We start from the raw sequence: 26,610 nt of genomic DNA on the forward strand, positions 1-26,610 counted from the left end.
GAAAGATGTCTGAAGAGAAAAAGCACGTAGTAGACGCCAGAGGGCTCCCCTGCCCTCAGCCTGTTATTCGCACCAAGAAGGCCCTTGGTGAGGGAAATTTCGATACACTCGAAGTGATTGTCGATAATAGTGCAGCGGTTACCAATGTTACGCGTTACGCCGAGCATGCCGGCTACAAGGTGATCGGTACCGAGGAACAGGAGGGTGCCTTTACCATCTCCATAGCAGGAGGCGCCGAGGTTTCTCAGGAAAGCGAGGCGGCAGCCTTCAACCAAGCCATCGCAAGCTGTCCGGTGACTCAATCCGGAGGGACGGCGGGAAAAACCGTTTTTATTTCCAAAGATACCGTAGGAGAAGGAGATCGGGAACTCGGACGATTGCTGATGAGCGCCTTTCTTTTCGCCCTTACCGAACTCGATCAGATGCCCAAACGGCTTGTTTTTATGAACAGCGGCGTTAAGTTGACCATAGAATCGGCAAAGGAGCTTGGCGACCTGAAGAAATTGGAAGCGGCAGGCATTGAGATTCTCGCCTGTGGGACATGCCTAGACTATTACGGATTGAAGGATAAACTTGCTGTCGGTATGGTCTCGAACATGTACGATATCGCTACTGCCCTTCTCGAAGGGGATACCGTTACGGTATAGCCAAGGAAGAGGAGATATATCATGAGTGCGCAACGAAAAAGATTATGTTCCCTTCTTTTTCTCTTTTCAGCAATCTTTTCGCTCTGGGCCTCCGGTTCACAGGAAGCCCAGCAGGGTATCACCGTCACCGACTCAATCGGAAACCACGTTGTACTCCCCGCCCCTCCGGAACGGATCGTCGTCGCAGGAAAATCGACGCTTATAACCGCCGATACCCTCTTCCTCTTTCCCGAGGCAAGGGGAAAGGTCATTGGACTGGGAAAAACAAACCAAGGGCTGGGAGATTTTTTCCCCTATCTTGATCCCAACATCGGGGAGATAACCCGAATCGGCCATGAGGTCGGGCCGGAACAGGTTATTGCCCTTAAACCGGATCTCTTTATCGTAAAAGATTTTGTATATGAAAAACTTGGTGCACCGGTGGCAAAGTTAGGGGTTCCGACCATAGCGCTATCTCTTGAAACGCCAAGCCAGTATATCGACGACATCATGATTGTCGGGCGTATCTTCGGAGATACAAAACGGGCAGAAGCGATCAACGCCTATTATGCCGATTTTCTCGACAGAATAAACAAAAAAGTCGGGAAGATCCCTGAACAGAATAAACCATCGGTACTCCTGCTCTATTACTCCAATAAGGGAGGAGAGACCGCCTTTAACATCTCACCGGTAAGCTGGATACAGACTGCTCAGGTTGAAAAGGCAGGGGGCAAGGCCGTCTGGAAGGAAAGCAACAAAGGCGGTGGATGGAAAACAGTCAATTTTGAACAGATAGCGGCCTGGGATCCTGACTATATTTTCATTACCAGCTTCAACAGTGACAGTAGTGATTTCCTTCCCGGAATACTTGCAGATACGACGTGGCAGCAATTGCGGGCGGCAAAGGCAGGCAGGGTGAAGGCCGTCCCTTCCGATTTTCACAGCTGGGCCCAGCCTGATACCCGTTGGATACTCTGTATCGGCTGGATGGCAAAAACCCTCTATCCCGAAGAATTTTCGGATATGAAGATAAGCGATGAGGTGATCCGCTTTTATAATGAACTGTATCATCTGGACCGATCGGTGATTGAGGAAGTTGTCCTTCCCAGGCTCGAAGGAGAGATAGCTGACTAACCGAGACCTCGACTCAGATACCGAAGAGGAAAAGCGCAGAGGGACCATGGTAAAGCTACTGTGTGCTTTAGGGTTAGTGTGTCTATTGTCCCTTTTGGCAGGCAGGTACCCGTCCGCCGGTTTTACCGCTCCTTCGACATTTATTCATGACCGGCTTGCTCGGAACCTACTTCTCTCTTTACGGCTGCCGCGGCTTATTGCAGCCCTTTTGCTCGGGCTCGCCCTGGGAGCCGGAGGCACGGTTTTTCAGATGCTCTTCTCAAATCCCCTGGTGGAGCCGGGATTTCTCGGTGTGAGTCAGGGCGCCGCCTTCGGGGCTGCTGCGGCCATCGTACTTGGCGGAACGGCAGCCTGGTTGATACAGATATCGGCGGCATGCTTCGCCTTTGTCGGCCTCGGGGCAAGCTATCTTCTTGCACGCCATTTCCGCTTCGGAGGCTGGACCCTTCGTCTTGTCCTGGCGGGTATAACGGTTTCGGCCCTTTTCTCCGCAGGGGTTGGAATACTCAAATACACCGCAGACCCCATGAGCCAATTGCCGGAGATCACCTTCTGGCTTCTCGGTGGCCTCTGGAGTGTCGGCTGGAAAGAGGTTCTTTCGGTGCTTCCTGTGGTTCTTCTCGCAGCACTTCTTCTTTTTGCCCATCGATGGCGCCTTAATCTTCTTTCGATGGACGACAGAACCGCTTTTTCCTTTGGAATCGCACCGGTACGCGAACGGCTTATTCTCCTTGCCGCAGCAACGGCGGCAACGGCAGCGGTCATCTCCATCAGCGGTATGATCAGCTGGGTCGGTCTGATCGTCCCCCATATGGCGCGAAAGCTCTTCTCCGCCAATTCCAGATGGTCGCTGCCCGGTGCAATGATGCTCGGTGCCTGCTTCACCATCGTCTGCGATACCCTTGCGAGAACCCTCCTTGCCGGGGAAATTCCCCTGGGAGTGCTCACCAGCTTCATAGGAGCCTGTTTTTTCATTATCCTCCTTACGAAAAAAAGCACAAAGCGAGGCCGGTGAGATGATGATTCTTGAGGCAAGAGATATTAATTTTCGCTATCACCCGGAAGCACGGCCCGTTCTCTCGGACCTTTCCATGGGAGTGGAGAAAGGGAGCATTACCGCGATCCTCGGTCCGAACGGTGCGGGAAAGAGTACCCTACTCGATCTCTGCCTCGGCTGGAAGCAGCCTTCCCGCGGTTCAATGCTGCTTCAAGGCAGGCCTATCGGCTCCTATTCCCGAAGAGAAGCGGGACAATTGATAAGTCTCGTTCCGCAGGATGAGCGAATTTCCTTCGGTTATTCGGTAATCGAATACGCACTGCTCGGTAGAGCCCCCTATCTGGAACAGCTGGAAATGCCCGGTATCAAAGACAGAGCGATTGCCGAGCATGCCCTTGAAAAGACAGGAATCGCAAAGCTGAAGCAGCGGCCTGTTACGAGTCTTTCCGGCGGCGAATATCAATTGTTAATGATAGCCAGAGCCCTTAGCCAGGAGCCTTCGATCATGCTCCTCGACGAACCGACCAGTAAGCTTGATCTTGCAAACCAGAGGCGGGTTTCGACCATTCTCGCATCACTTGCGCAGTCAGGAGTGACGATCCTCTTCACCACCCATCACCCTGCCTTGGCTGCGGCCATCGCCACCCACCTGGTGCTTCTCAAGGAGGGGCTGCTTCTGGAAGCAGGGCCAACCGAGAAGATACTAACGGGAAGAAACCTCTCCCGCCTGTACGATGTCCCTATCCATGTCCGTTCGGTGGAAGGAAAACCGGTCATCATCCAGGAGTAGCCATGGGGTCAAGGCACGGAATTACCGGTAAAGGTGAAGTGCTCGACATCAAAAAGCCCCATATCGGTCAGTTTCAATTTTGGGATTACCGGCAAGGCGAGAAAGCTCAGGGTCATAAATGGATCGAGCCCCGGATTGATACCAAGCTTAGTCCTGGCAACATCGAGCATTCGGCTAAGTTTGGCGTTGATTTCAGCAGCACTTCGATCACTCATCAATCCGGCAATGGGTAACTCCAGGGTCCCCATGACGTTTCCACCTGCCACAATGGTGATTCCTCCCCCCACACGGATCAACTCACGGACCGCCGTATACATATCCTCGTCTCCATCCCCTGCAACGATGATATTGTGGCTGTCATGGGCTATGGTCGACGCCACGGCGCCTCCCTTGATTCCGTAATTCTCCAAAAGCGCAAGGCCGATATTGCCTGTCGCGTTATGGCGTTCAATTACCGCCAATTTTACGATATCCCCTCCCGGAAGAGGGCGAAAATAGCCGGCATCATCCCGTTCGACCTCCCGTTCGACCGCTTCTGTGACAAGGGAGGCTTCGGCGACCTGAATGACTCTGGCACGCGAGGAGTCGAGTTTCAGGTGAAAGGCCTCGACGCCAAAGGGTTTGACGTGAACCGTGTCGGTAACAGAAGAGGCATCAATCTCCTTCGGAAGCTCAAAAAGCGAGCGTCCATCCCTTGCCACCACATTTCCGCCAACCAAAACCGTGGATACCGCAAAATCCTTCAGATCTTCAACGAAAACAAGATCCGCATCGTAGCCGGGGGCCACTGCACCCTTTCCGTCGAGCCGGTAACATTCGGCGGCATTGAGGCTTGCCATCGTTACTGCGGTAATGGGATCGATTCCGTTTCTGACCGCTATCCTCAGATGATTGTCGATGTGGCCCGCGGTCAGGATATCTTCCGGCTGGCGGTCGTCGGTGCAAAAGAGACAACGGCGGCTATTTTCGGGGGTCACTCCCTTAATGAGGGCTTCCACATTTCGGGCGGCAGAGCCCTCCCGCAGCAAAACATACATGCCGCGGCTCAAGCGATCGTTCATCTCCTGGACCGTAGAGCATTCATGATCGGTGCGAACCCCTGCAACCGCATAGGCGGTAAGATCATTTCCCGAAACCATGGGACTGTGACCGTCGACAAATTTATGGCGGCTTTTGGCAAGCATCACCTTTTTCAGCACCGGTTCGGAACCGGCGATGAGAGAAGGATAATCCATAAGCTCTCCAAGACCAAGCACACACTCCTCATCGATGAGACGTTCCAACTCCTTTGCACCCAAAACGGCACCAGAATGCTCGAATCCGGTAGCGGGAACGCAGGACGGGAGCATAAAATAGATGTCAACAGGAAGGTTCCTGCTTGCCTTCAGCATATACCGTATACCGTCGAGTCCACAGACATTGGCGATCTCATGGGGATCGGCAACCACGGTAGTGGTACCTCTGGGCAAAACGGCAGAGGCAAACTGGGCCGGTGTGGAAAGGGACGATTCGATATGAACATGACTGTCGATGAAGCCGGGAAGGATATAACGGCCGGCGGCATCGATCTCATGAAGCCCCCTATAATCACCGATGCCGATGATCGTTCCCCCTTCAATGGCCACACTGCCATGAACCAGGCCGTGACCAAAGAGATCAACCACGATGCCGTTTCGTATAACCAATGAGGCCTGCTTCCTCCCGGCCGCAATATCTATCCGCTGTTTCAAGTTATCCATAGCACTACTCCTTTTTCGTTCATCCGTCTTGTAAGGCGGATATATTGGGTATACGATACTCCTGTGATTATAACACAACAAAACGCAACAAAGAATGATATTTTTCTACTCTCGGGTGCAACCGTCATCAATGGGAAGGGGGCGGCTCCCTTTGTCGGCGACGTAAAGATCGAAGGCGATTCGATCACAGCCGTCGACAACACACTGCATAGTAATGATGAAAGCATGAAACGGATCGACTGCAGGGGGCTCTACCTTGCTCCCGCCTTCATTGATCCGCATACCCATACCGATGCCGCACCCTTTCTTCCCCAGGGATTTCGCCCCAAGATCACCCAGGGTATCGCAACCGAAACCGTCGGGGTTTGTGGTCTCGGTATTGCCCCGATGCCGAAGGAGCGGCAGGCTTCCTGGCGAAAAACCCTCGTCATCGGAAATCCCGATATTTCCTGGAGCTGGGAAACTACCGCTCAATGGTATGACGCAGTGGAAAAAGCGGGCCTTGAATGTAATGTTCTCCCCTTTGTGGGTCACGGGACCCTCCGCTACGCTGCAGCAGGCGGCAAAAGTGCCCCCCTTTCGCCGAAGGAAGAGGCGAAGATGCTTGACATGCTCGAAGAAGCATTCGATGCCGGTGCGATAGGAACAAGCCTCGGCCTGATCTATTTCCCAGCCCTCTTCGCCAGCAGAAACGAGCTGCTTGCCGTGGCGAAAAAGAGTGCCGAATATGGAAGACTCCTTGCCGTTCATATGAGAAGCGAAAGCGATGAGCTCTTTCAGGCCTTGAGAGAAATCACCGACATCGCCGAAGAGGCGGGATGCAGGCTCCATATCAGCCATCTCAAGGCCATAGGAGAACGAAATCAGCGGCAGATTCCGCAGGTTCTCAGGTTCATCGAACAAAAGGGGCTTAGCTTTGACAGCTATCCCTATGATTTCGGCAGCACCAGCCTTCTCTCTCTTCTACCGCCCTTCCTCCTCGAAGGAAGCAGCGTCGAGGGGGCAATCGGCCGATTAGGTGACGCCGAAACAATACAAAGGCTCGAAGCACTTTATGGGGGAGCACAAGCGGCGCCTTCCAACGTCCCATGGGATAACCTTCCGCTTCTGATAGGCTGGGATAACATCGTTGTAACCGATCTGCCCGGAGTGTCAAAGAAAAAAGCCTTACGATATACAGGAAAGAGTATCGCCCGCATAGCCGAAGAAGAGCAAAGCTCACCGCTTGCGGCTCTCGGCCTTCTCCTCGCAGCGACGGAGGGAGCAGGACGGATGCTGGATCGCTACAGCCGGGAAGAACGTGTCGAAGAGATTCTCCTCCATCCTGCGGGCATGCTTTCCAGCGACACCCTTCTGGGAGGGAGGCTTCATCCCAGGGTCTACGGCACATTTCCCCGTTTTTTCCGCTGGCAGGTATTCGAAACCTCCCACCTCTCTTTGGAAGAGGCTGTGAGAAAGAGCTCAAAGGCCGCGGCCGACCTGTTTGGAATCAAAGACAGGGCCATCATTGCCCCGAATAAGAAGGCGGATATCGTGGTCTTCGACTCGAATATCAAGGACTGTTCAAGCACAGCTTTCCCAGAGAGGGAATCCGAAGGAATCCACTGGCTTTTTATCAACGGGAAAGCCAAAATTGCCGATGGGCACTACCGTTCAGAAAAGCCGGGAAGGCTGATCAGAACATGCATGCAACAAGATGCAACATTATCCTTGTAAGATCGAATATCCTATTGTACAATCGTGATGTCACTAAAACCCACAAGTACGATAGGAGTTGTACAGATGGAAAAATTCTTTCAACTGAAGGCACACAATACTTCAGCCAAGACAGAGATGATCGCCGGTCTGACCACCTTTCTGACCATGGCGTACATTCTCATCGTCAACCCCCAGATCCTAAGCGCTACGGGAATGAATCAGGGAGCCATCTTCACCGCAACGGCAATTAGTTCGGCAGTTGCGACTCTGATCATGGCCTTTGCGGCAAACCTTCCCTTTGCCCTTGCTCCCGGGATGGGGCTCAACGCATTCTTCGCTTTTACCGTCGTCCTCGGAATGGGCTACTCCTGGCAGTTTGCCCTGACAGCGGTATTTCTCGAAGGTATTATCTTCATCATCCTGACCATCTTCAATGTTCGTGAAGCAATCGTAAACTGCATTCCCATGAACGTGAAGCGGGCTATCTCCGTCGGTATCGGCCTGTTCATCGCATTCATAGGACTGCAGGGTGCCGGAATCGTTGTTGCCGACCAAGCTACCCTTGTAACGGTCGGCAAACTTACCAGCCCCCAGGCCCTCGTGGCCGTTATCGGCCTGGTGATCATGGGTATCCTCCTCGCCTTCCGTGTAAAAGGGGCTCTCCTCATCGGTATCGTTGCGGCTACCATTATCGGTTTTCCCCTTGGGGTTACCAGCGCACCTTCAGGCAGCTGGGCTCCCCCCTCCCTGGCACCCATCTTCTTTCAATTTGACTTCAGCAGGGTCTTCAGCCTCGACATGTTGGTCATTCTTTTTACCTTCCTTTTTGTCGATATGTTCGATACCGTAGGAACCCTCATCGGCGTATCGACCAAGGCAGGCCTGATTGATAAGGACGGGAATATCCCAAAGGTTAAGGGTGCCCTCTTTGCAGATGCTTTCGGAACAGCCTTCGGTGCTATTCTCGGAACCTCTACGGTTACCACGTACGTGGAAAGCGCTTCCGGTGTTGCAGAGGGCGGAAGAACCGGACTTACCGCTGTTTCAACCGCGGTACTCTTCTTCCTCGCTCTTTTCCTTAGCCCCCTCTTTCTCATGATCCCCGGTGCGGCTACCGCTCCCGCCCTGGTTCTTGTCGGTCTTTTTATGATGAGCCCGATCAAGAATATCGATTTCGATGATTACACCGAAGCAATCCCCGCCTTTTTGACGATGATCATGATGCCCCTTACCTACAGCATCGCCGAAGGTATCATGTTCGGAATGCTCGGCTACATCGTCCTGAAGGTCCTTACCGGTAAGGCAAAGGATGTTTCTGTTGTTACCTATATTGTCGGTATTCTTTTCTTGATCAAGTTTTTGTTGTAGTTTACTAGGTAAACGTGATTGTACAAACGGCCCCGGTCATCCGGCGGCCGTTTCTTGTATAGTGTTCCGAATCCTGGTGATACCTCGCCCTTTTCGCTGGTAAAATCCTTACGTTTCCCCCCTGCCGAGCTTTTTTTGTATTTCTCCTTAGCAATTGCCAATGGATACAGGAATTGCGCTTCATATACCACCAATTTTCGGAACACTAGGGACCAATAAAACAACCTGTTCCCCTTGCCTTTTTTTTCACAATACCATACTATGTAGGTATGAAATTTTCGACCAGAACACGCTACGGTCTCAGATTCCTCATCTACCTCGGAAGCGAGGGGGGAGACCGTTATGTTCAGCTCGGCGAAATCAGCGAAGCCGAAAAGGTAAGCCAAAAATACCTTGAACAGATTGTCAGGCTCCTTAAGCCATCCGGAATCCTCGATTCCGCACGTGGTGTCACAGGAGGATACAAGATCGCCGTTGACCCCGACAAAGTGCGTCTTGACCGTCTTTTCGAGCTTCTCGAAGGGGACCTTGCGCCGATCAACTGCCTCAGAGAGGATGAGCACTGCGAAAGGGCCTCCCGATGCCCGACGCTTCCTCTTTGGATGGAGCTTGATGATCTTGTCAAAAATTTCCTTAAAGAACGAAGCCTCGGCGATCTTATACGGAACACCAAGGCCAATACCTGCAGCATGATGATGACAAACTGATACCTCGCCCCTTCCGACAAGCCCCGCCGGCGTGTCCGGTTGGGGCTTTAGAAGAAGGAGGCTTTTATGCCGATAAAGATAGACGGGGCTCTTCCCGCCCGCCGGGCCTTAGAGGCGGAAAATATTTTCGTCATGACCAGCGAGCGGGCAATGCATCAGGACATACGCCCGCTGGAGATTGCCATCGTCAACCTGATGCCGGCAAAGATAGATACCGAGATTCAGCTTTTGCGGCTGATGGCCAACTCCCCAATTCAGGTCAATATTGATCTGCTTCACACCGAATCCTATACCTCGCGCCACAGTTCTCCGGCCCATCTGGAACGCTTTTATACCACCTTCTCAAGGGTTGAAAAAAAGCGCTACGACGGGATGATCATCACCGGAGCGCCTGTGGAGACCCTTCCCTTCACCGAGGTGGATTACTGGGATGAGTTGGCTGCAATCATGGAGCACAGCAAAAAGAACGTCTATTCGACACTCCATATCTGCTGGGGGGCCTTTGCTGGCCTCTGGTACCACTACGGAATCGACAAGCTTCTCTTATCTCACAAGCTGACAGGGGTGTTCGAGCACCGGCGAATGGATGATCATTCGCCACTCTTTCGAGGCTTCGACGACTGTTTTCCCCTTCCCCACTCCCGCTATACGGGGATCGACGAGGCTGCTCTAAAGAGGATTCCAAGGCTCGAGATTCTCGCACGATCGAAGGAAGCAGGTAGCGCCGTCATCCAGGCGCAGACGGGACGGCAGATCTTCATAACCGGTCATTTTGAATACGATGCCGACACGCTGGCAAAGGAGTACCAACGGGATACGGAAAAGGGGTTGGATGTGCCCACCCCCGCCCATTACTTTCCTCAGGATAATCCCAATGCTTTTCCCATCTCCACATGGAGGGCACATGCCCACCTCTTTTTTTCAAACTGGCTCAATTATTCAGTATATCAGGCAACCCCATACGATTTGGGAAGCCTGAAACCGATGTTCGAGGAGGAACAACAATGAACAAGCATCTGGAAACCATCGCACTTCATGGTGGCACTATTCCCGATCCCGTAACGGGCAGCAGAGCGGTACCGCTCTACCGGACAACAGCCTATCAATTCAAGGACAGCGGTCATGCGGCCCGGCTCTTTGATCTGGCGGAACCGGGATTCATTTATACGAGGATCGGCAATCCGACCCAGGATGTCCTTGAACAGAGGATGCAGCTTCTGGAAGGTGGTGTCGGGGCCTTGGCCCTTGCATCGGGAACGGCAGCTGTCTTTTACTCCATCATCAATCTGGCAACGGCAGGTGATGAGATTATTGCAACAGCCAACCTATATGGAGGCACCCACACCCTTTTCACTTCAATCCTGCCGGATCTGGGAATCAAGGTAATCCTGATTCCTCCCAATGATATTCCGGCCCTCAAGGCCGCAATCAACGAAAAGAGCCGCGCCGTCTTTACCGAAATCATCGGCAATCCGGCCCTCGAGGTCGCCGACATACCAGCCTTAGCCGAGGCGGCCCACAAGGAGGCCCTTCCCCTCATTGTAGACTCAACCTTTGCAACCCCGGTCCTCAGTCGTCCCATCGAGCTGGGTGCAGATGTGGTCGTCCACAGTCTCTCAAAGTGGATCTGCGGAAGCGGAACGGTCATAGGAGGTGCCGTGATCGACGGTGGTAACTTCGATTGGTCCAGCGGCAGGTTCTCGCGTTTCACCGAACCGGATGAAAGCTACCACGGGATACGCTGGGCAAGGGACCTCGGAGACCAGCAGCGGGCAGCCTTTGTTATGAGGATGAGGACCGTTGCCTTAAGGAATACCGGGGCGGCCATCTCCCCGGATAATGCCTGGAACATCCTCCAGGGGATTGAAACCCTTCCCCTGCGCATGGAGCGTCACTGCGAAAATGCCGCTGCGGTCGCCGCATTTCTTTCCGATCACGGCAAGGTCGACTGGGTACGTTACCCCGGGCTCGATACGGATCCCTCGAAAGAGGTCGCCGACAGGGTCTTGAGCGGGGGCTACGGCGGTATGGTTGTATTCGGCGTAAAGGGAGGTAAGGAGGCTGGTAAACGTTTCATTGAGAAGCTGAAACTCTTCAGCCACCTTGCCAACGTCGGAGACGCAAAGAGCCTTGCCATCCATCCGGGAAGCACCACCCACGCGCAACTCAGCGATCAGGAGCAGATTGCCGCCGGAGTAAAACCTGAGCTTATTCGGCTTTCCATAGGGATTGAACATCAAGACGATATCATCGACGATATAAACCAGGCTTTGAAGGAGGTCTAAAATGAAGATAGCAAAAAACATGACGGAACTTATCGGGAACACCCCCCTGGTATATGCGGATGTACTCCTCTCTCCACAGGCAGCGGCCCAGGGCACGCGGATCGCCGTCAAACTTGAGTCGGCAAATCCCCTCGGCTGTGTGAAGGAGCGGATCGCCCTTGCCATGATAGAGCAGGCAGAAGCCGACGGCAGCCTGAGGCCGGGAGGAATCATCGTCGAACCTACCAGCGGCAACACCGGTGTCGGACTTGCTGGAGTTGCTGCGGTAAAGGGTTACCATATCATTCTCACCATGCCCGAAAGCATGAGCATGGAACGACGCAAACTCCTTGCGGCCCTGGGTGCAGAACTTGTGCTGACCCCGGCGGCGAAAGGCATGAAGGGGGCCATTGAAGAGGCAGAGAAGATTGCATCAAGCAGGGAAAACGCCTTTATTCCGGGGCAGTTCGATAACCCGGCCAACCCGGAGGCACATCGAAGGACCACCGCCCAGGAGATATGGCGCGATACCGACGGCAAGGTCGATCTCTTTGTCGCCGGAGTTGGAACCGGAGGAACTGTTACCGGTACGGGAAGCGCCCTTAAGGCAAAGAATCCGAAAATATCCGTTGTCGCCGTGGAACCCGAAGGCTCTCCGGTTCTTTCCGGAGGAAGTGCAGGCCCGCATAAAATTCAGGGCATCGGGGCCGGCTTCGTTCCCTCGGTGGTGGATATGTCGGTCATAGACAGGATCATCACCATCTCCGATGAGGAGGCAGGAAAGAGTGCCAGGCTGCTTGCAAAAAAGGCAGGACTTTTGGTTGGTATCAGCTCAGGGGCTGCTGCGGCAGCGGCAGCGAGACTTGCCGATGAGAAGGAACATGCGGGAAAGCTGATTGTGGCACTGTTGCCAGACACCGGCGAGCGCTACCTTTCCACCTGGCTTTTCGAGGGCTGAGACGAGAGGGAATGTGCCCGAAGAGGGAACCTACAGCCCTCCCGGGTACATTCGCTTTGCGGCCATCTCCACCGCATCGATGATCTGCTGGTAGCCGGTGCAGCGGCAGAGGTTTCCGCTCATTGCCTTGCGAATTCTATCCCGGCTCGGCCGTTTCTCCCGAAGTAAAAGCGCATAGGCACTCATCACCATACCCGGCGTACAGAAACCGCACTGGATTGCACCGCAGTCGATAAAGGACTGCTGGATCGGATGAAGGCTTCCGTCCGGCCCTTCAAGCCCCTCGACGGTGATTACATTCTTTCCTAAGACCGACGAAAGCTTGGTACGGCAACTGCGTTTTCCCTGGCCGTCGATTACTACGGTACAGGCTCCACAGGCCCCGACCCCACAGCCGTTTTTGACTCCGGTAAGGTCAAGCCGTTCCCGAAGATACTCTAAAAGGCTGAGATCGAGATCTTCCCTGGCAACGCTTCGAACCACCCCGTTGACCGTTATTACGCGTTCATCACTGCTGCTCATTTCAAGTCCTCCGGGGTTATCGTGATAGGAAGGTTGTGGAAGCGAAGTCCCGTTGCGTTGTAGACTGCATTGGCAATGGCCGGGGCCATCAATTCAAGGGCAGGCTCGCCAATTCCCTTAGCCCCCGTGGGCGAGGTGGGATCGGGATTCTCCACAATGATCCCCTTAATCTCGGGCAGATCCTTCGCCCTGGGGATTTTGTACTTATCAAGATTGAGATTGCCGATTCGGCCTTCCCGCACCGCAAGATCTTCGCTCAAGGCCTGCCCTACAGCCTGAGCGATACCGCCGTACATTTGCCCCAAAACCATGGCCCTGTTGATCGCCCGACCGATATCGTGGACCGCGGTTAAAGAAAGGAGCTTTATCTTACCGGTTTTGCGGCTTACCGTCAGCTCGGCAGCCTGGGCGCTGTAAACAAAGGTAAAGTAGGCATCACCCTGCCCAAGCTCTTCGTCCCAGGAAACATGGGGCGCCTGAAAGGTGCCGAAAGCGTAGGGGTAGACCCGATGAAGATGCATCGCCTTCATGGCCTCTTCCCAGCTGAAGCTCTTCCCCAAAGGAACGCTGACCGTATCGTTTTCGAAAACGACCTCAGAAGGGTCGCCACCCAGCTCTTCGGCAAGGGTCTCGGCAATCAGCTTCTTTAGATTCCGGGCAGCGATAGCCACGGCGCCGCCTCCCATGATGGTTCCACGGGTCGCTACGGTGGTTCCGCCATCGGGAATATTGCTGGTGGAGGGTCGCTTATAGCGAATCCTCGAAAGGGGAACCCCAAGTTCTTCGCTGAGGATCATCATCTGGACCGATTCGGCCCCCTGCCCGTTTTCATGGATGGCTGCCTCCAGGAGGATCGAACCGTCCATCTGGCAATTGATAATGGAGGAACAATAATCCATTCCCTCCGCCCCGAGGCTTGCGCCCCGATAGCTGATGGAAAAGCCAATACCGTAGAGCTCATCCCCTTCACCCTTGCCCCGGGAACAGGAGGGGTACTTTTCCCTGTAGGAAGACTCGGCAAGAAGACGATCCATGACCGCCTCAAGACTGACGGTGTGGTTATCAAGCACCTGCCCCGTTATGGTTGCATCCCCCTGCTTGACCATGTTGATGCGACGAATTTCCACAGGAGAGAGCCCCAGCTTTTCTGCGGCCATGTCCATAAGCTGCTCAACGGCAAAGTTGACCTGAGGAGCGCCGAATCCCCGCATGGCACCGGTAAAGACGTTGTTGGTGGTCGCGGCAACGATATCCATGCGTACCGCATCGGCAGTATAGGGGCCACAGCATTGGGCGGTGCTACGCCAGTTCACCCAGGGGGTTACGCTGGTATAGGCCCCCGAGTCGCTTACCATATCAATATCGGCGCCCCGAAGCTTTCCCCGCTTATCAAAGCCCACACGATAATGGAGATGATAGGGATGGCGTTTGTAACTCTCTTTCATAGACCAGCTGCGATCGTAGGTCAGTTTCACCGGTCGATTCAATTTCCGTGCCGCCAAAGCAGCCCTGGCGCACACAATGGCGGCGGTATCGTCCTTTCCTCCGAAGCCTCCCCCCATAGGCGTCATATAGACCTCAACATTGGCAAGGGGCTCACCAAGCATGGCCGACACAAAACGTCTGGTTGAATAGGGATGCTGCATGCTGCCGTATATCTCGATAACACCATCGGGACGAGGCACCGCAATCCCCGCCTCGGGCTCCATATAGGCGTGCTCGATAAACTGGGTGGAAAACTCCTCATCGAGAACAAGATCACACCCCTGCAAAACAGCCTCCGCATCCCCCTTCCTGACCCGTCCATGGTTGATACGGTTGGTATTTCCTGCAGAACCTGGACGAAGGATCGGAGCATCGGGCTTGAGAGCCTCAAAGGGATCGGTAACGGGAGGAAGCTCATCTGCCTGCTCCTTTACCAAGGGCGCAGCGGCAAGGGCCGCCGCCCGGGTTTCGGCAACAACCAGGGCAATGACGTCTCCCTCGCAAAGGATGCGCTCCTGGGCAAGCATGGCATAATCGCGGTTGATCTGGCCGAAGCAGATCTGTCCGGGAATATCGGCTGCGGTAAAAACTCCGAGAACCCCGGGTGAGGCCGACGCCGCATCAACATCGACGCGAAGATGCTCGGCTCGTACATAGCCGGTATAAACGACAACCGCATGGGCCATACCGTAGAATTTCAGATCGTCGGTATACTTGGCCCGTCCGGTCACCTTGGAAACGGCATCGTTTCTGAAAACCGTCGTTCCGGAAACTGGCATAATAACTCCTTGAATACATATCCCAAAGGAGAGGGATTTGCAACATATTACAACACAATAGGCCCTAATGCAAATAAAAGCGGGGAATGTATCAGAAAAAAATCCATATCAATTATAGGAAACCGCGGGGTCATTTTCGTTAAGTTTTTCTTTACAACTCAATATAGTGTTGTATACTGTTGCATAATATTTGGTCGCTCGCGTTGCGGATTGTTGTATTTCCCGGAACTGCTCGGTGCTCCTTTACCGGGCCGAAACATACCGCACAAAAAAACCAAAGGAGCGTCCGAAAAGGAGACCTCATGAGCGATACCTCCGTTCAAACACCCCCGCAAAACGGGGCAGCAGGCAGTGCCGTAGAGATCATCTACGGTCTAAACGATCGTCCTTCCTTTTTGCAATCACTCTTCGCGGCACTGCAACACCTTCTTGCCATCTTTGTCAGTATTATTACCCCGCCGACCATCATCTGCGGTGTTTTGGGGCTGCCCATCCAGATGACCAGCTACATCATTTCCATGGCCCTGGTCGTCTCTGGCATCGCAACCTTCATCCAGGCCAAGAAGTTCGGCCCTGTCGGGAGCGGACTTCTCTCCATACAGGGCACAAGCTTCACCTTTCTCGGGACCATCATCGCCATCGGCATGGCGGTCAAGGGAGATGGCGGCAGCAACGAAGCCGCCCTTGCCACCATCTTCGGCATCTGCTTCTTCGGCAGTTTCATCGAAATGGTCTTTTCTCGATTTCTCAAGTTCCTCCAGAAAATCATTACCCCTCTGGTCAGCGGTATCATCGTCACCATGATCGGGCTCTCCCTGGTCAAGGTTGGGTTCACCGATATCGCAGGGGGATCGGCCGCGGTAGGAACCGACGCCTTTGGAAGCTGGCAGAACCTCGGTCTGGCTGCAATCGTTCTGGTAACCATCATCATCCTGAACCGCAGCAAAAACCAATGGCTTCGCATGGGAGCCATCGTTATCGGCCTTGCCGTCGGCTATGTCGTTGCGGCCTTCATGGGGCGTATCGATTTTACCAAGCTCGACGGATTATCCCTGGTCAACGTGCCGATACCCTTCAAATACGGCTTTTTCAAATTTCGTTTCGACTATTTCATCCCCATGGCGCTCCTCTACCTGATCACCACCGTGGAGTCCATCGGAGACCTCACCGCAACCAGTCTGGTATCAAATCAACCCATTGAGGGAAAACAGTACATTAAAACCATCAGCGGCGGGGTCCTCGGCGATGGAGTGAACTCCGCGATAGCGGCCCTGTTCAACAGCTTTCCCAATACCACCTTCAGTCAGAACAACGGCATCATCCAGCTTACCGGTGTGGCGAGTCGCTACATTGGCTACTTTATCGCCGCTCTGCTTGTCATATTCGGGGCCTTCCCCATCATCGGCGGAATCTTCAGCCTCATTCCCTCCCCTGTTCTCGGAGGAGCCACCATCATCATGTTCGGGACCGTTGCAGCCAGCGGCATCAAGCTGATCGGCACCAACGTCATCAACCGTCGGGGGATCCTTATCATGGCCATAAGCTTCGGGCTCGGCCTCGGTGTGATCCTCGTTCCCGACGCCCTGGGGCACTTTCCTCCCCTGGCAAAAACCATCTTCGGTTCGGCAATCACCACCGGCGGACTTTCCGCTATATTCCTCAACATCATTCTTCCCCGTTCCTACAAGGAGCAGAAGGTCCACGACGACCTTCGCACCGATATGACCTGATTTTTTTTGGGGGGCGCATCCCCTTCGGGGACCGCTCCTCCGCTGCAATTCCTCGCCCCGTCCGGGGCGGGAGCGGCAGACGGGCTCACTCCCGATCGCCCGCCGCTCCCTGCCGGGGCTGCGGGATTTCCGCTCCGTCCCTTGCGCTGATGCCCGACAGAATAGCGTCATCCTTAGGACCAGGGCCTCAGAGCCATTTGCAAAAAATTGTAATCCATGAGAAGATTGCGCAGAGTGTAAAGAAGAATGTCAGTAGCATCACGAAACATTACCGATAACGAAAGTATCCTGCCCACCTTAAACTTCTGGTACTCATTTCGGCCGGTACTCTTTGCAAAGAGTATCATAGTCGGCGTGGTAACCGGTTTCCTTGTCGTGGCCCTGCGCATCGGCCTCACCGCTGCCCATGATATACGAAAAAGCTTATACGAAGCATTGCCTGAGAAGCCCCTTCCTATTCAGTTGGGCTGGGTATTTCTTCTTGTTATAGCAGGTTTGCTCATAGGATATACGATAAAACGATACCCGCTCATTCGAGGAAGCGGTATTCCACAGGTGAAAGGGGCCCTTAACCGACAAATCCGCCTCTCCTGGTTCCCCGAACTCTTTTTGAAGTTTTTCGGAGGTATCGTCGGTATCGGTGCAGGGCTCTCCCTCGGAAGGGAAGGCCCCTGTGTGCAACTCGGTTCCTACGTAGGATTGAGTATGCTTCACCACTCAAAAACCCCCAATCTGGAACGTAAATATCTTATTACCAGCGGGGCTGCAGCAGGTTTGTCGGCTGCCTTCAACGCTCCCCTTGCCGGTGTCATCTTCGTCCTTGAAGAGATGCACAAAAGCTTTTCGCCGCTCTTGCTGGTCTGTTCCATGGCCTCGTCAACCGCTGCGGACTTTGTCGCAAGTCACTTCTTCGGACTCAGGCCCATTTTCGATTTCCACGCAATCAACGTCATTCCCCAGGAATACTTTCATTTTGCCATTATTCTGGGCATTGTCATCGCCTTTGTCGGCCATCTTTTTAAGAAGGCCCTCTACTTTTTTCAGGATTTCTACGTGAGGCTGCGTATCCCCGTGATATTGCGACCGGTCCTGCCCCTTCTGCTCTCCGTGCTTCTGGGGCTCTACTGCTTCGATGTGACGGGAGGAGGACATCATTTAATCGAAAGCCTCTGCTACGATAACAAGACCCTCCTTTTCCTATCGGTTCTCCTGTGCCTCAAGTTTCTCTTCACCACACTATGTTACGGTTCGGGAAACCCCGGAGGTATCTTTTTACCCCTGCTGCTCATCGGCGCGCTGGTAGGACAGATATACGGGGGGCTTTTACAGGCCTTCGGTCTTATAGATTCTTCCCACAACATGAATTTCATGATTATGGGGATGGCGGCAAATTTTACCGCCATCGTTAGGGCCCCGGTAACAGGAGCAATCCTCATCCTTGAGATGAGTGGAAATTTTAATCACCTCCTCGGTCTGGTAGGTGTCTGCATGAGTACCTACCTTGTCGGCAGCTTCATAAAGTCAAGACCCGTATATGATGTGCTGCTTGACCGCCTCATACACCGAAATCCGGGAATTTTCGTCGGCAATGAGCGCCGTAAGGTTATCCTTGAAATTCCAGTCTCCATTGATTCCTTTCTGGAACATAAACAAGTGGCCCATATCGACTGGCCCGAGGGAACGGTGCTCATCGGCATCATGCGGGGCGAAAAAGAGTTCATCCCAAAACCGAAAACGGAGATCCTTCCCGGTGATCAGCTGTTGATTCTTGCTTCGGAAGAAGATGCGGGAAAGGTCCAGATGTCTCTGATCGCCATGGGTGCTTCACCGGAGGATTGACGACCGTTATCGATGATTATCCGTACACCACTATCCTCCATCCAAGTGCGCAGGTATACTTAGCGCATGAAAGAGCAAGCAGATAATCGCTGTCCCTGGTGCATGGGAAATGCCCTTATGCAAAGCTATCACGACACGGAATGGGGAGTTCCCCTCCATGATGAGAAGAAGCATTTTGAGTTTTTGCTCCTCGAAACCATGCAGGCGGGACTGAGTTGGCAGACCATCCTCAACAAGCGGGAGGCCTTTCGCAAAGCCTTTGCTGGATTTGACGTAGAGAAGGTTTCACGCTTCGGCGAAGAAGATACAGCAAGGCTGATGGATAATGCCGGAATCATCAGAAACCGAAGAAAAATCGAAGCTGCAATCTCCAACGCATCGGCCTTTCTTCACATCAAAAAAGAATGGGGAAGTTTTGACCGCTACATCTGGTCCTTCACCGACGGTAAGGTGGTGGACCATCGGCTGACGACCATGGACCAGATGCCGGTACAAGATGAACTGGCGGAGAGGGTTTCTGCCGACCTAAAAAAGCGCGGCTTCAAATTCGTAGGAGCAGTGACCATATATGCCCATCTTCAGGCCATCGGCGTTATCAACGACCATCTGACACATTGCTTCCGCTACAACGAGCTAAGGGAAAAACCATAGCGGCTCCCATAACAGCTCAAAGGGAAGCTATGCGGTCGACTGCATCATCGATGCGATCGGCGGCTGCCAGGGCTCCCGTCCAACGGACGGGGATAGACGAGAAGCCGGAACGCGCGCCAAGGATCATTCCGGCAAGCAGGCCCCTGGCGGCAGAATCGCCCCCTGCTGCAACATTGGAAATCATCGCCTCTTCATAGTCATCTGGATACGAAACAAGCAGGTGGATTGTCCCGGGAAGGGCTCGTTCGGCGCTGCACATCTGGCCGAAGCGGCCGATTACCGCAATTGTTTCCTCACCTGCGGTTTCCATACCGGCCTTTACCAGAGAGGGAAGAAGATCTCCGCTCTCCCAGACCTGCTCTTCCAGCACGCTTATGATGGCATCTTCCATGGGCTGATCTCCATGGAAAAGAAGACGGGAAAAAAATCGGGCGACATCCCGTACCAGGGGATGGTCGTGGGTCAGCGAAGCCTGGGAAGCCGCGGCATCCGCCAAAGCGGCCGGATCGGTAAAAAGCAGTGCAAGGGCGGCGGTCCGTCCGGCCCCGCCCAAGTCATCCATCGAGCTGGCCTTCCCGCCAGAGAGGGTATCTTTGCTGGCATGGTCCATATAGCCGTCATAGATGGCCATCTTCTCTTTCCAAAGCTGAAAAAAGGCCTCTTGGTCGTAACCGCCCTTATCGGCAATCGATTCAAGAAGCCACAGGGTTTGATCACCGTAATGGGTAAACTCACCCCGCTTTCTATTCGGATGAAAGGTTTTCACCAGCGGATCACTCAAGTCACGTGGCCGACCGATCCGCTTGGCAATGGCATCGACATTGTAGATCCAATGGCTGCCGAGACTTAAAGAATCGGCTGCCAATGCCCCGTAGATGATTCCCTTACGTGTATCATGTTTCATACTTTCAAGGTAGTAATTACGGTGCCAAAAGGCAAATACAGGGGAAAGCGTAACATCACCAGGATTCGGAACATTCCTTTTAACCGCTGATAATGCATGAAACTATTGCTCGCCAATAAGTATTTGACCACGGCAATCACCATCAGGATCGTGTACCATGGATAATAGTGCCGTTACGGCATTCCTTTTGCCGATGCGATGGATTTCCAGTTGATAATGAATTGGGAAACCAATGGTTTTTTCTGTATTGTTGTTCGATGAAACAAAAAAAGAGCCTTGCTCAAGTTGTATTTTATGTAGCTGTATCAGAAATGTCATGTACGTTTTCGGTATCTGCCAAAACTGCTTCCTCCAATTTACGGCGCGCACACACCAAATGTCCTATCATATCATCACGGGCTCCGTTGCTATCTTTCGAAAGAATTTTATTGAAAATCGCCTCATGGGCCAGCAATGAGTCATAGGAATCAAATTCTCTTCTTATGGTATATTGCTTTGACAATTCCAGGAGACTGAACAGAGAGCAATAGATACCCGTCAGTATTTCATTGTGTGCTGAGCGTACCAGAAGTGCATGAAATTCATGGGAGTATAACCGAAGCATCTCATAATCGGCATCCTTGATTTTAGCCTCTTTCAAAAGATCCCGCATCTTTTTCAGCGTCAAACGAATTTGTGTAATGTCTTCACCTGTTCGTCGTATTGCCGCATAATAACAGGCCGTCGATTCCAGGGAAATACGTACCTCAAAAAGAGATAAAACACTTTGAGACTGTATTGATAAGCCGAAACTGAGGTTTTCTATGATATGGGATATGTCGAGGTTATGTACATACAGCCCATCGTTAGGAACATTTTTTAAGATACCGATATATTCCAGAACCTTCAGGGCTTCCCGAACAGGGACCCTGCTGACGTTAAATTTTTCTGCCAGGCTTCGTTCGGAAGGGAATTTATCTCCTGCAGAATAAACTCCTGTTGCAATCAAATCTTTTATGTGTTCGATAATATCTTTGTAATGACTACCACTTTTTTCATGGTGCATTTTGCTACCTCCCAATTGTTAACACTATATGGATGGCATCCATTACACTGGTATACCAATCAAATTGAATTCATAAATGGAAAACTACTCCATTTATGACCCTGCTTCTTATTGCCGGATTACAAGCAATCCCCAAGGAACTATATGAAGCAGTAAAGGTAGATGGAGCAGGAGCCGGTCGGACCTTTTTTTGCGTGACGCTTCCTCTGGTAAAAAATGCCCTTATGGTGGCCATGATTTTCCGTACGCTTGATGCATTACGGGTTTTTGATCTTTTCCAAATAATCTTTGCCCAAAAACGTTTTTCCTTGGCTTCCTATACATATTATCAGCTGATTGATAGTAAAGCTATGGGATATTCATCGGCTTCCAGTATTCTTATCTTTCTTCTGGTCTTTTTAGTTTCACTTATTTATGTCAAGTTAGCAGGAGGAATAAGCAAAAATGATTAAGAAGAACCAGATAATTCATAATACGTTTTTTTGCATTTTCCTTTTCTGTTTTATTTTGCTTGTATTTTTTCCGTTCTACTGGATGGTAAATACATCAATGAAAACAGAAAATCAATTGATGATGACTCCTGCTACACTGGTTCCCTTGGATCATATTTCAATGAAGTTCCTGCCTTCCTCAATCAATTATCAGGCAGTATTGAAGAACACCCTTTTCCTTCATAGCATTGCAAATTCCATTATTGTTGCCGGAGTAGTGACACTGGTTTCCTTGCTCCTTGGTTCTTTTTCAGCCTATGCTCTTGGAAAATTGTATTTTCGGGGGAAAAAGATTATCCTGTATCTCATTCTTACCATGACAATGTTTCCTCGAGTCTCGGTTCTTAGTGGGTTATATTCCGTAATACGGTTTCTGCATATATCAGCAATACAAAGCATGATTTTATCTTATTTTCTGTTTACACTACCTTTTACTGTTTGGGTCATGACATCATATTATCGGCAACTTCCATCATCGCTCCTTGAGGCGGCTTATGTTGATGGAGCTACGCCATTTCAAAGTTTTTTTGATATTTTACTTCCACTTACGATACCCGCTGCTGTTACTACAGGCTTGCTTGCCTTCATTGCTGCTTGGAACGAATATCTATTTGCACTGACGTTTTCTTCGGTTTCCCCAAAATCGAGAACTATTCCCGTTGCCATTGCCATGTTCAGCGGAACCGTTTCCCGACAATATCCTTTTGGCGAAATCATGGCTGCATCTGTCGTTATTACGCTACCTTTGTTAATCCTTGTGATTGTATTTCAGAAAAAACTCGTTGCAGGATTAACTTCTGGTGCAATAAAACAATAATTTCTATTGAGTTAGAAAGGAGCTTTATCATGAAAATTGTGTTGATTGGAGCGGGAAGTGCTCAATTCGGATTGGGTACCTTGGGTGATTTGTTTCAGAGCCAGGCTCTGGAAGGAAGCGAAATTGACATCGTCGATATCGACGAGAAAGCACTGGCTCATGTACAAAAGATTGCAACATCTTTCCTGGAGGAAAGTGGCAAACCATTTTGGGTCCAGGCATACACTGACAGGAAAGAAGCCCTGCGGGATGCCGATGTCGTGGTCATCTCCATTGAGGTCGGTAAACGATTTCCTCTTTGGAATCAAGATTGGACCATCCCACAGCAATATGGAATTCATCAGGTTTATGGGGAGAACGGTGGAGCTGGTGGGGTGTTCCATTCTCTTCGCATCACTCCGGTGATTGTGGAAATTTGTGATGATGTAATGCAATTTTGTCCTAATGCCTATGTATTCAATTATTCCAATCCGATGACAGCAATAACGACAGCAGTGTTGCGAAAGTATCCTCAACTTAAATTCATCGGAATGTGCCACGAAATAGCTTCGTTGAAACGTTATGTGCCGATAATTCTGGATACCCCCTACGAAGATATTGCTCTCCGGGCTGCAGGTTTGAATCATTTCAGTGTTCTGCTTGAAGCCTCCTATCGGTCGACGGGCAAAGATGCCTATCCTGATATCCTTGAGAGGGCTCCTGCTTTTTTTGAACGGGAACCTGGATATTCCGATCTGCTTTCGTATGTACAAAAGGGAGGATCTGTTGAACAAACAGAGGGAAGCGACAGGCGATCGTTGCTTGCCGGTACCCGCAGTTCCAAGTCTTGGGCTGATCGCACGCTTTTTAAAACCATTTTGGAACGATATCGTTTATTGCCGATTACAGGTGACAGCCATATTGGGGAATACATTTCTTGGGCCTGGGAAATCGCTGATCACAAAGGTATCAAGGATTTCTACGAGTTCTACCAAATAATGCTCTCTCGAAATGAACCGAAAATCGGTACGGAAACACACGAACGATTGGTATATATACTTGAGGCGCTTTTAAAGGGGGCTGCTTCTTATGAAGAACCGGCTGTCAATATTCTTAACGAGGATCTGATACCTGAACTTCCTTCATGGATTGCCGTTGAAGTACCAGGCATCGTTTCGGCATCGGGAATAAAAGGGGTAAAATTCCCTGCCTATCCCAAAGGCTTTGCGGCACTGCTTCGTAATTATTGTGGTGTGTATGACCTGATTGCTGAAGCTGTGCTGACTAGTCGGAAAGAATATGTCATTCAAGCATTGATGGCCAATCCTGTCGTTGACCAGTGTCGGTGTCTTCCCGAATTAGTAGACATTATGATAGATAGGCAAAAGCCTTGGCTTGATTATTTAGGATGAGGTTGCCTTTTATTCCTGTAATTGTGTTTTATGTAAAAAACGGATTGTATTTCTTTTGAATATGTTTGAAGTCGATACAGAGGGCTTATCCTCTGTATCGATTGTTTTCCGTCTGATTTTGCAACAATATTACGGAGGAAATATTTTCTACCCAATATTTCAAAAGAAAGTATTTTTATTTAACACAAATAATAAAAACCCCTGAAAATGAGTCCTGTGTGATTTTTTTGGCAAGAAAGTAAGGTGGATATTACATGGATCGACATATTAATTTTTTCCTTGTGTTGGCTATTACACTTTTTATTACGTGGTTTCTGCGTGATTTTGGCGGAATGCTGAACTCGCATGAAATGTTCGCTACGGTTACGATCATGCTTATGTATGTCGGAATGGGGATGACAACAGACTCCCGGCAATTGTTGGTAGGATTAAGGAACTGGAAACTTATCCTTTTTTCGCAATTTTCCTTGTTTGGCCTTTCACCTATACTGGCTTATGGTATTTTTCATGCTGTCATGCGATATTCCCATTTGGAATATGCTATAGGTCTGTTGTTTCTCGGTTGTTTACCCACCACCATAACGTCTTGCATTATGCTGACGAAGGAATACGGAGGTAATACTGTTGGAGCATTGTATAATTCAATTGTTTCGCAATTTTTGGGGCTGCTCCTTACCCCCTTGTTACTTTCTACGTTACTGGCAACTCAATTTATCTCTGTTATCCCTTTCTCACAGGTAGTGGAGAATTTATGTCAGAAAATGATTATCCCCTTTGCTATCGGACAGTTTTTGCGCCAGAGGCATGTGTTATTGGGCCGTATTCCGGGAATTGTTACCTATTATGGGATATTCTTTATTCTCTATATGAAATTGGCGGCAACCTTTTGTAAAGGAGATCTTCTTGAATACTTCCATTTGCTTTCGATACCCCTGATTGGCGTATTTGCCTTTTGTTCATTACTTTTACTGCTGGTATCACTCTTGACCGTTGGTTGTAAATTTTCACGGAAGGACCAAGTCTGTTCCATCTTTACAGGAACGCAGAAAACAATGGGAATGGGAATTCCTCTTGCAACGATCTATTTCCCGAAGAATGAGGAAATAGTCTCTTCCGTTTCCCTCCTGATAATTTTCTATTATATTTTAATAATGGTAGGTGCTGCTTTTGTTGTTGTACGAATTTTGCCAAAGCAAAAAATATGAATCACACATGAATACACCAAGGCCGTTTAGTGAAAGAGGCCGCCGATAGGAAACCATTTTTCCGCATATGTAAATTAGGCATATTCAGAAAGTATATGCCGACAGTAAAGGGCCGCGATCAGTGCCGCCATCCAGGTTACCGCAAAGATTCCCCAGAAGACCCCGGTTACCCCAAGGCCTGCGGTCTTAGAAAGGAGCCAGAAAAGAGGGACAGGTACAAGCAGCTGTCTAAAGAGTCCTATGGCGATGGCAAAACGCGGTCTTTTCAGGCCCTGAAGCAGGGAGACATGGACCGAAAGAACAACATAAGCGTAAAGGGTCAGGGAATCGATACGCAGATAACGGGCCCCAATAGCAATGACCTCTTGGTCGCCGCTGAAAAATCCGACAAGCACCGGTGCGGCCAAAAGGAAAAAGGCAGCTGGAACGAGAAGAACAAGGCCGTATTTAAGCGCCGATATCTCGGTCTCTTTCACCCTATGGAAAAGAGCGGCACCGCTATTGCGCGCCGAAATACTCAAGACCGCCGTAGAAATTCCAATCGTAGGGAGCAGAGCAATCTGCTCGATCCTCACTGCGGCCCCATAGGCCGCAACGGCCCTTTCGCCGAATTGCCCGAGAAACCAGGTAATGACGAAAATCCCGACCCCCACGGTGAGAGAGTTCAAAGTAGCCGGCACCCCTTGTCCGAGTAACTGGAGCCATGCCGAGGGACGGGGAAGAAAGTCATGTCGATGTGCCCCAGCGAAGCGTCTATACTTTTGCAGACGATACAGCATGTAGGACATACCAAGGGCCTGAACCAGGATCGTCGCAAAGGCAACCCCGCGAATGCCCATCCGGGGAATACCAAGCCAGCCGAAGATGAAAAGAGGGTCGAGAAGAAGGTTCAAAAGGAAACCGGCAATCAGGACATTGCGATAGCTTTTGGTATCGCCGTGAGCACGCAAAATGCCGTTTATCGCACCATTAAAGAGGAAAAACAAAGCACCTGCAAAGATGATTCGCATATAGGCCAGGGCCTTGGAAAGATAGTCCCCGTCTGCACCAAGCAGACGGAAAAGTGGTGGGGCGGCAAGCTCCCCCACAAGCGTGAGCAACAATGAAAGAATAATTCCCAGGGAAAAGACCTGGGCGGAGACAAAGCGGCCGGAGGACTCGCGCCCGGCACCATATTCGTTTCCGACAACAGCGGTGACCCCGACGGAAAAACCTTCGGTAAAGGCAATGATAATAAAAAAGAGGGGAAAGGAGAGGCTTAAGGCCGCAAGGGTACTTGTAGAGAGCATTCCCGCATACCAGGTATCAACGACATTGAATCCGGTATTGAAGAGAAAGCCTACGGCAGCCGGTATGCCGATGGTCCGAACAAGACGAGGAACAGGCTCGCTCAAAAGGGAATCAAGACTATTTCCCCCCACAGTTTCGCGCATAGCATCCTCCCTCTACCTTTTTTTCCTGAGGATAGCT

At 51.2% G+C, this 26,610-nt stretch carries 23 protein-coding genes; 17 read left to right on the forward strand and 6 right to left on the reverse strand.

The genetic code is table 11. The features are described 5' to 3' along the window. Positions 1-5 precede the first annotated feature (5 nt). The 4 genes from yedF to SPIRS_RS14865 are packed head-to-tail and all read left to right on the forward strand — an operon-like array spanning position 6 to position 3,547. Positions 6-647: a sulfurtransferase-like selenium metabolism protein YedF gene (gene yedF, locus SPIRS_RS14850; RefSeq protein WP_013255502.1), complete on the forward strand. Its 642-nt coding sequence runs from the start codon at positions 6-8 to the stop codon at positions 645-647. 21 nt (positions 648-668) lie between these two features. Beyond that, complete coding sequence (locus SPIRS_RS14855) at positions 669-1,760, forward strand: ABC transporter substrate-binding protein (RefSeq protein WP_013255503.1); 1,092 nt, start codon at positions 669-671, stop codon at positions 1,758-1,760. 46 nt (positions 1,761-1,806) lie between these two features. Then, the gene (locus SPIRS_RS14860) at positions 1,807-2,775 is read left to right on the forward strand and encodes a FecCD family ABC transporter permease (protein ID WP_013255504.1); all 969 of its coding nucleotides are present in this window, start codon (positions 1,807-1,809) and stop codon (positions 2,773-2,775) included. A gap of 1 nt (position 2,776) precedes the next feature. Next, the gene (locus SPIRS_RS14865; protein WP_013255505.1) at positions 2,777-3,547 is read left to right on the forward strand and encodes an ABC transporter ATP-binding protein; all 771 of its coding nucleotides are present in this window, start codon (positions 2,777-2,779) and stop codon (positions 3,545-3,547) included. A gap of 8 nt (positions 3,548-3,555) precedes the next feature. Here SPIRS_RS14865 and ade read toward each other — a convergent pair whose 3' ends face one another. Beyond that, positions 3,556-5,286 carry an adenine deaminase gene (gene ade, locus SPIRS_RS14870; RefSeq protein WP_013255506.1) on the reverse strand — a complete coding sequence of 577 codons (1,731 nt, stop codon included), beginning with the start codon at positions 5,284-5,286 and terminating at the stop codon, positions 3,556-3,558. 63 nt (positions 5,287-5,349) lie between these two features. On the opposite strand from ade, the gene SPIRS_RS14875 reads away from it, so the two are divergent. The 6 genes from SPIRS_RS14875 to cysK all read left to right on the forward strand — a co-directional run bounded on the left by SPIRS_RS14875 (position 5,350) and on the right by cysK (position 12,281). Continuing rightward, complete coding sequence (locus SPIRS_RS14875; RefSeq protein WP_013255507.1) at positions 5,350-7,002, forward strand: N-acyl-D-amino-acid deacylase family protein; 1,653 nt, start codon at positions 5,350-5,352, stop codon at positions 7,000-7,002. Between the two features lie 66 nt (positions 7,003-7,068). Next, positions 7,069-8,352: an NCS2 family permease gene (locus SPIRS_RS14880; protein ID WP_013255508.1), complete on the forward strand. Its 1,284-nt coding sequence runs from the start codon at positions 7,069-7,071 to the stop codon at positions 8,350-8,352. Between the two features lie 269 nt (positions 8,353-8,621). Beyond that, positions 8,622-9,059, forward strand: a complete 438-nt coding sequence (locus SPIRS_RS14885; RefSeq protein WP_013255509.1) for an RrF2 family transcriptional regulator — start codon at positions 8,622-8,624, stop codon at positions 9,057-9,059. A 66-nt stretch (positions 9,060-9,125) separates the two neighbouring features. Beyond that, on the forward strand, positions 9,126-10,067 hold the full coding sequence (locus tag SPIRS_RS14890) for a homoserine O-succinyltransferase (RefSeq protein WP_013255510.1): 942 nt from the start codon (positions 9,126-9,128) through the stop codon (positions 10,065-10,067). Next, a complete protein-coding gene (locus SPIRS_RS14895; RefSeq protein ID WP_013255511.1) occupies positions 10,064-11,344 on the forward strand; it encodes an O-acetylhomoserine aminocarboxypropyltransferase/cysteine synthase family protein in 1,281 nt (426 codons plus the stop codon). Before SPIRS_RS14890 ends, SPIRS_RS14895 begins: the two co-directional genes overlap by 4 nt. A 1-nt stretch (position 11,345) precedes the next feature. After that, positions 11,346-12,281 carry a cysteine synthase A gene (gene cysK, locus SPIRS_RS14900; protein WP_013255512.1) on the forward strand — a complete coding sequence of 312 codons (936 nt, stop codon included), beginning with the start codon at positions 11,346-11,348 and terminating at the stop codon, positions 12,279-12,281. Between the two features lie 30 nt (positions 12,282-12,311). Here cysK and SPIRS_RS14905 read toward each other — a convergent pair whose 3' ends face one another. After that, positions 12,312-12,803: a (2Fe-2S)-binding protein gene (locus tag SPIRS_RS14905; protein WP_013255513.1), complete on the reverse strand. Its 492-nt coding sequence runs from the start codon at positions 12,801-12,803 to the stop codon at positions 12,312-12,314. Next, positions 12,800-15,067, reverse strand: a complete 2,268-nt coding sequence (locus tag SPIRS_RS14910) for a xanthine dehydrogenase family protein molybdopterin-binding subunit (protein WP_013255514.1) — start codon at positions 15,065-15,067, stop codon at positions 12,800-12,802. Before SPIRS_RS14910 ends, SPIRS_RS14905 begins: the two co-directional genes overlap by 4 nt. A 302-nt stretch (positions 15,068-15,369) precedes the next feature. Here SPIRS_RS14910 and SPIRS_RS14915 point away from each other — a divergent pair, with 302 nt between their 5' ends. From SPIRS_RS14915 to SPIRS_RS14925, 3 genes are all read left to right on the forward strand, one after another. Beyond that, the gene (locus SPIRS_RS14915) at positions 15,370-16,797 is read left to right on the forward strand and encodes a nucleobase:cation symporter-2 family protein (protein WP_013255515.1); all 1,428 of its coding nucleotides are present in this window, start codon (positions 15,370-15,372) and stop codon (positions 16,795-16,797) included. Between the two features lie 246 nt (positions 16,798-17,043). Further along, on the forward strand, positions 17,044-18,636 hold the full coding sequence (locus SPIRS_RS14920) for a ClC family H(+)/Cl(-) exchange transporter (protein WP_013255516.1): 1,593 nt from the start codon (positions 17,044-17,046) through the stop codon (positions 18,634-18,636). Positions 18,637-18,702: 66 nt separating this feature from the next. After that, positions 18,703-19,287, forward strand: a complete 585-nt coding sequence (locus SPIRS_RS14925; RefSeq protein WP_013255517.1) for a DNA-3-methyladenine glycosylase I — start codon at positions 18,703-18,705, stop codon at positions 19,285-19,287. A gap of 16 nt (positions 19,288-19,303) precedes the next feature. Here the strand turns inward: SPIRS_RS14925 and SPIRS_RS14930 are convergent, their stop codons facing one another. After that, positions 19,304-20,191: an ADP-ribosylglycohydrolase family protein gene (locus SPIRS_RS14930; protein WP_013255518.1), complete on the reverse strand. Its 888-nt coding sequence runs from the start codon at positions 20,189-20,191 to the stop codon at positions 19,304-19,306. A gap of 292 nt (positions 20,192-20,483) precedes the next feature. Next, positions 20,484-21,236 carry a FadR/GntR family transcriptional regulator gene (locus SPIRS_RS14935; RefSeq protein WP_013255519.1) on the reverse strand — a complete coding sequence of 251 codons (753 nt, stop codon included), beginning with the start codon at positions 21,234-21,236 and terminating at the stop codon, positions 20,484-20,486. Between the two features lie 68 nt (positions 21,237-21,304). Here SPIRS_RS14935 and SPIRS_RS14940 point away from each other — a divergent pair, with 68 nt between their 5' ends. The 4 genes from SPIRS_RS14940 to SPIRS_RS14955 all read left to right on the forward strand — a co-directional run bounded on the left by SPIRS_RS14940 (position 21,305) and on the right by SPIRS_RS14955 (position 25,140). Beyond that, the gene (locus tag SPIRS_RS14940; protein WP_281047338.1) at positions 21,305-21,688 is read left to right on the forward strand and encodes a carbohydrate ABC transporter permease; all 384 of its coding nucleotides are present in this window, start codon (positions 21,305-21,307) and stop codon (positions 21,686-21,688) included. Further along, positions 21,681-22,544, forward strand: a complete 864-nt coding sequence (locus SPIRS_RS14945) for a carbohydrate ABC transporter permease (protein WP_013255520.1) — start codon at positions 21,681-21,683, stop codon at positions 22,542-22,544. The genes SPIRS_RS14940 and SPIRS_RS14945 overlap by 8 nt, the downstream gene beginning before the upstream one ends. A 29-nt stretch (positions 22,545-22,573) precedes the next feature. After that, complete coding sequence (locus SPIRS_RS14950; protein WP_013255521.1) at positions 22,574-23,935, forward strand: family 4 glycosyl hydrolase; 1,362 nt, start codon at positions 22,574-22,576, stop codon at positions 23,933-23,935. Between the two features lie 254 nt (positions 23,936-24,189). Beyond that, positions 24,190-25,140 carry a bile acid:sodium symporter gene (locus tag SPIRS_RS14955; protein WP_013255522.1) on the forward strand — a complete coding sequence of 317 codons (951 nt, stop codon included), beginning with the start codon at positions 24,190-24,192 and terminating at the stop codon, positions 25,138-25,140. Positions 25,141-25,214: 74 nt separating this feature from the next. Here the strand turns inward: SPIRS_RS14955 and SPIRS_RS14960 are convergent, their stop codons facing one another. Then, on the reverse strand, positions 25,215-26,573 hold the full coding sequence (locus SPIRS_RS14960) for an MATE family efflux transporter (protein ID WP_013255523.1): 1,359 nt from the start codon (positions 26,571-26,573) through the stop codon (positions 25,215-25,217). Between the last annotated feature and the right edge of the window lie 37 nt (positions 26,574-26,610).

Origin of the sequence: Sediminispirochaeta smaragdinae DSM 11293 (assembly GCF_000143985.1) — a bacterium.
GTDB lineage: Bacteria > Spirochaetota > Spirochaetia > DSM-16054 > Sediminispirochaetaceae > Sediminispirochaeta > Sediminispirochaeta smaragdinae.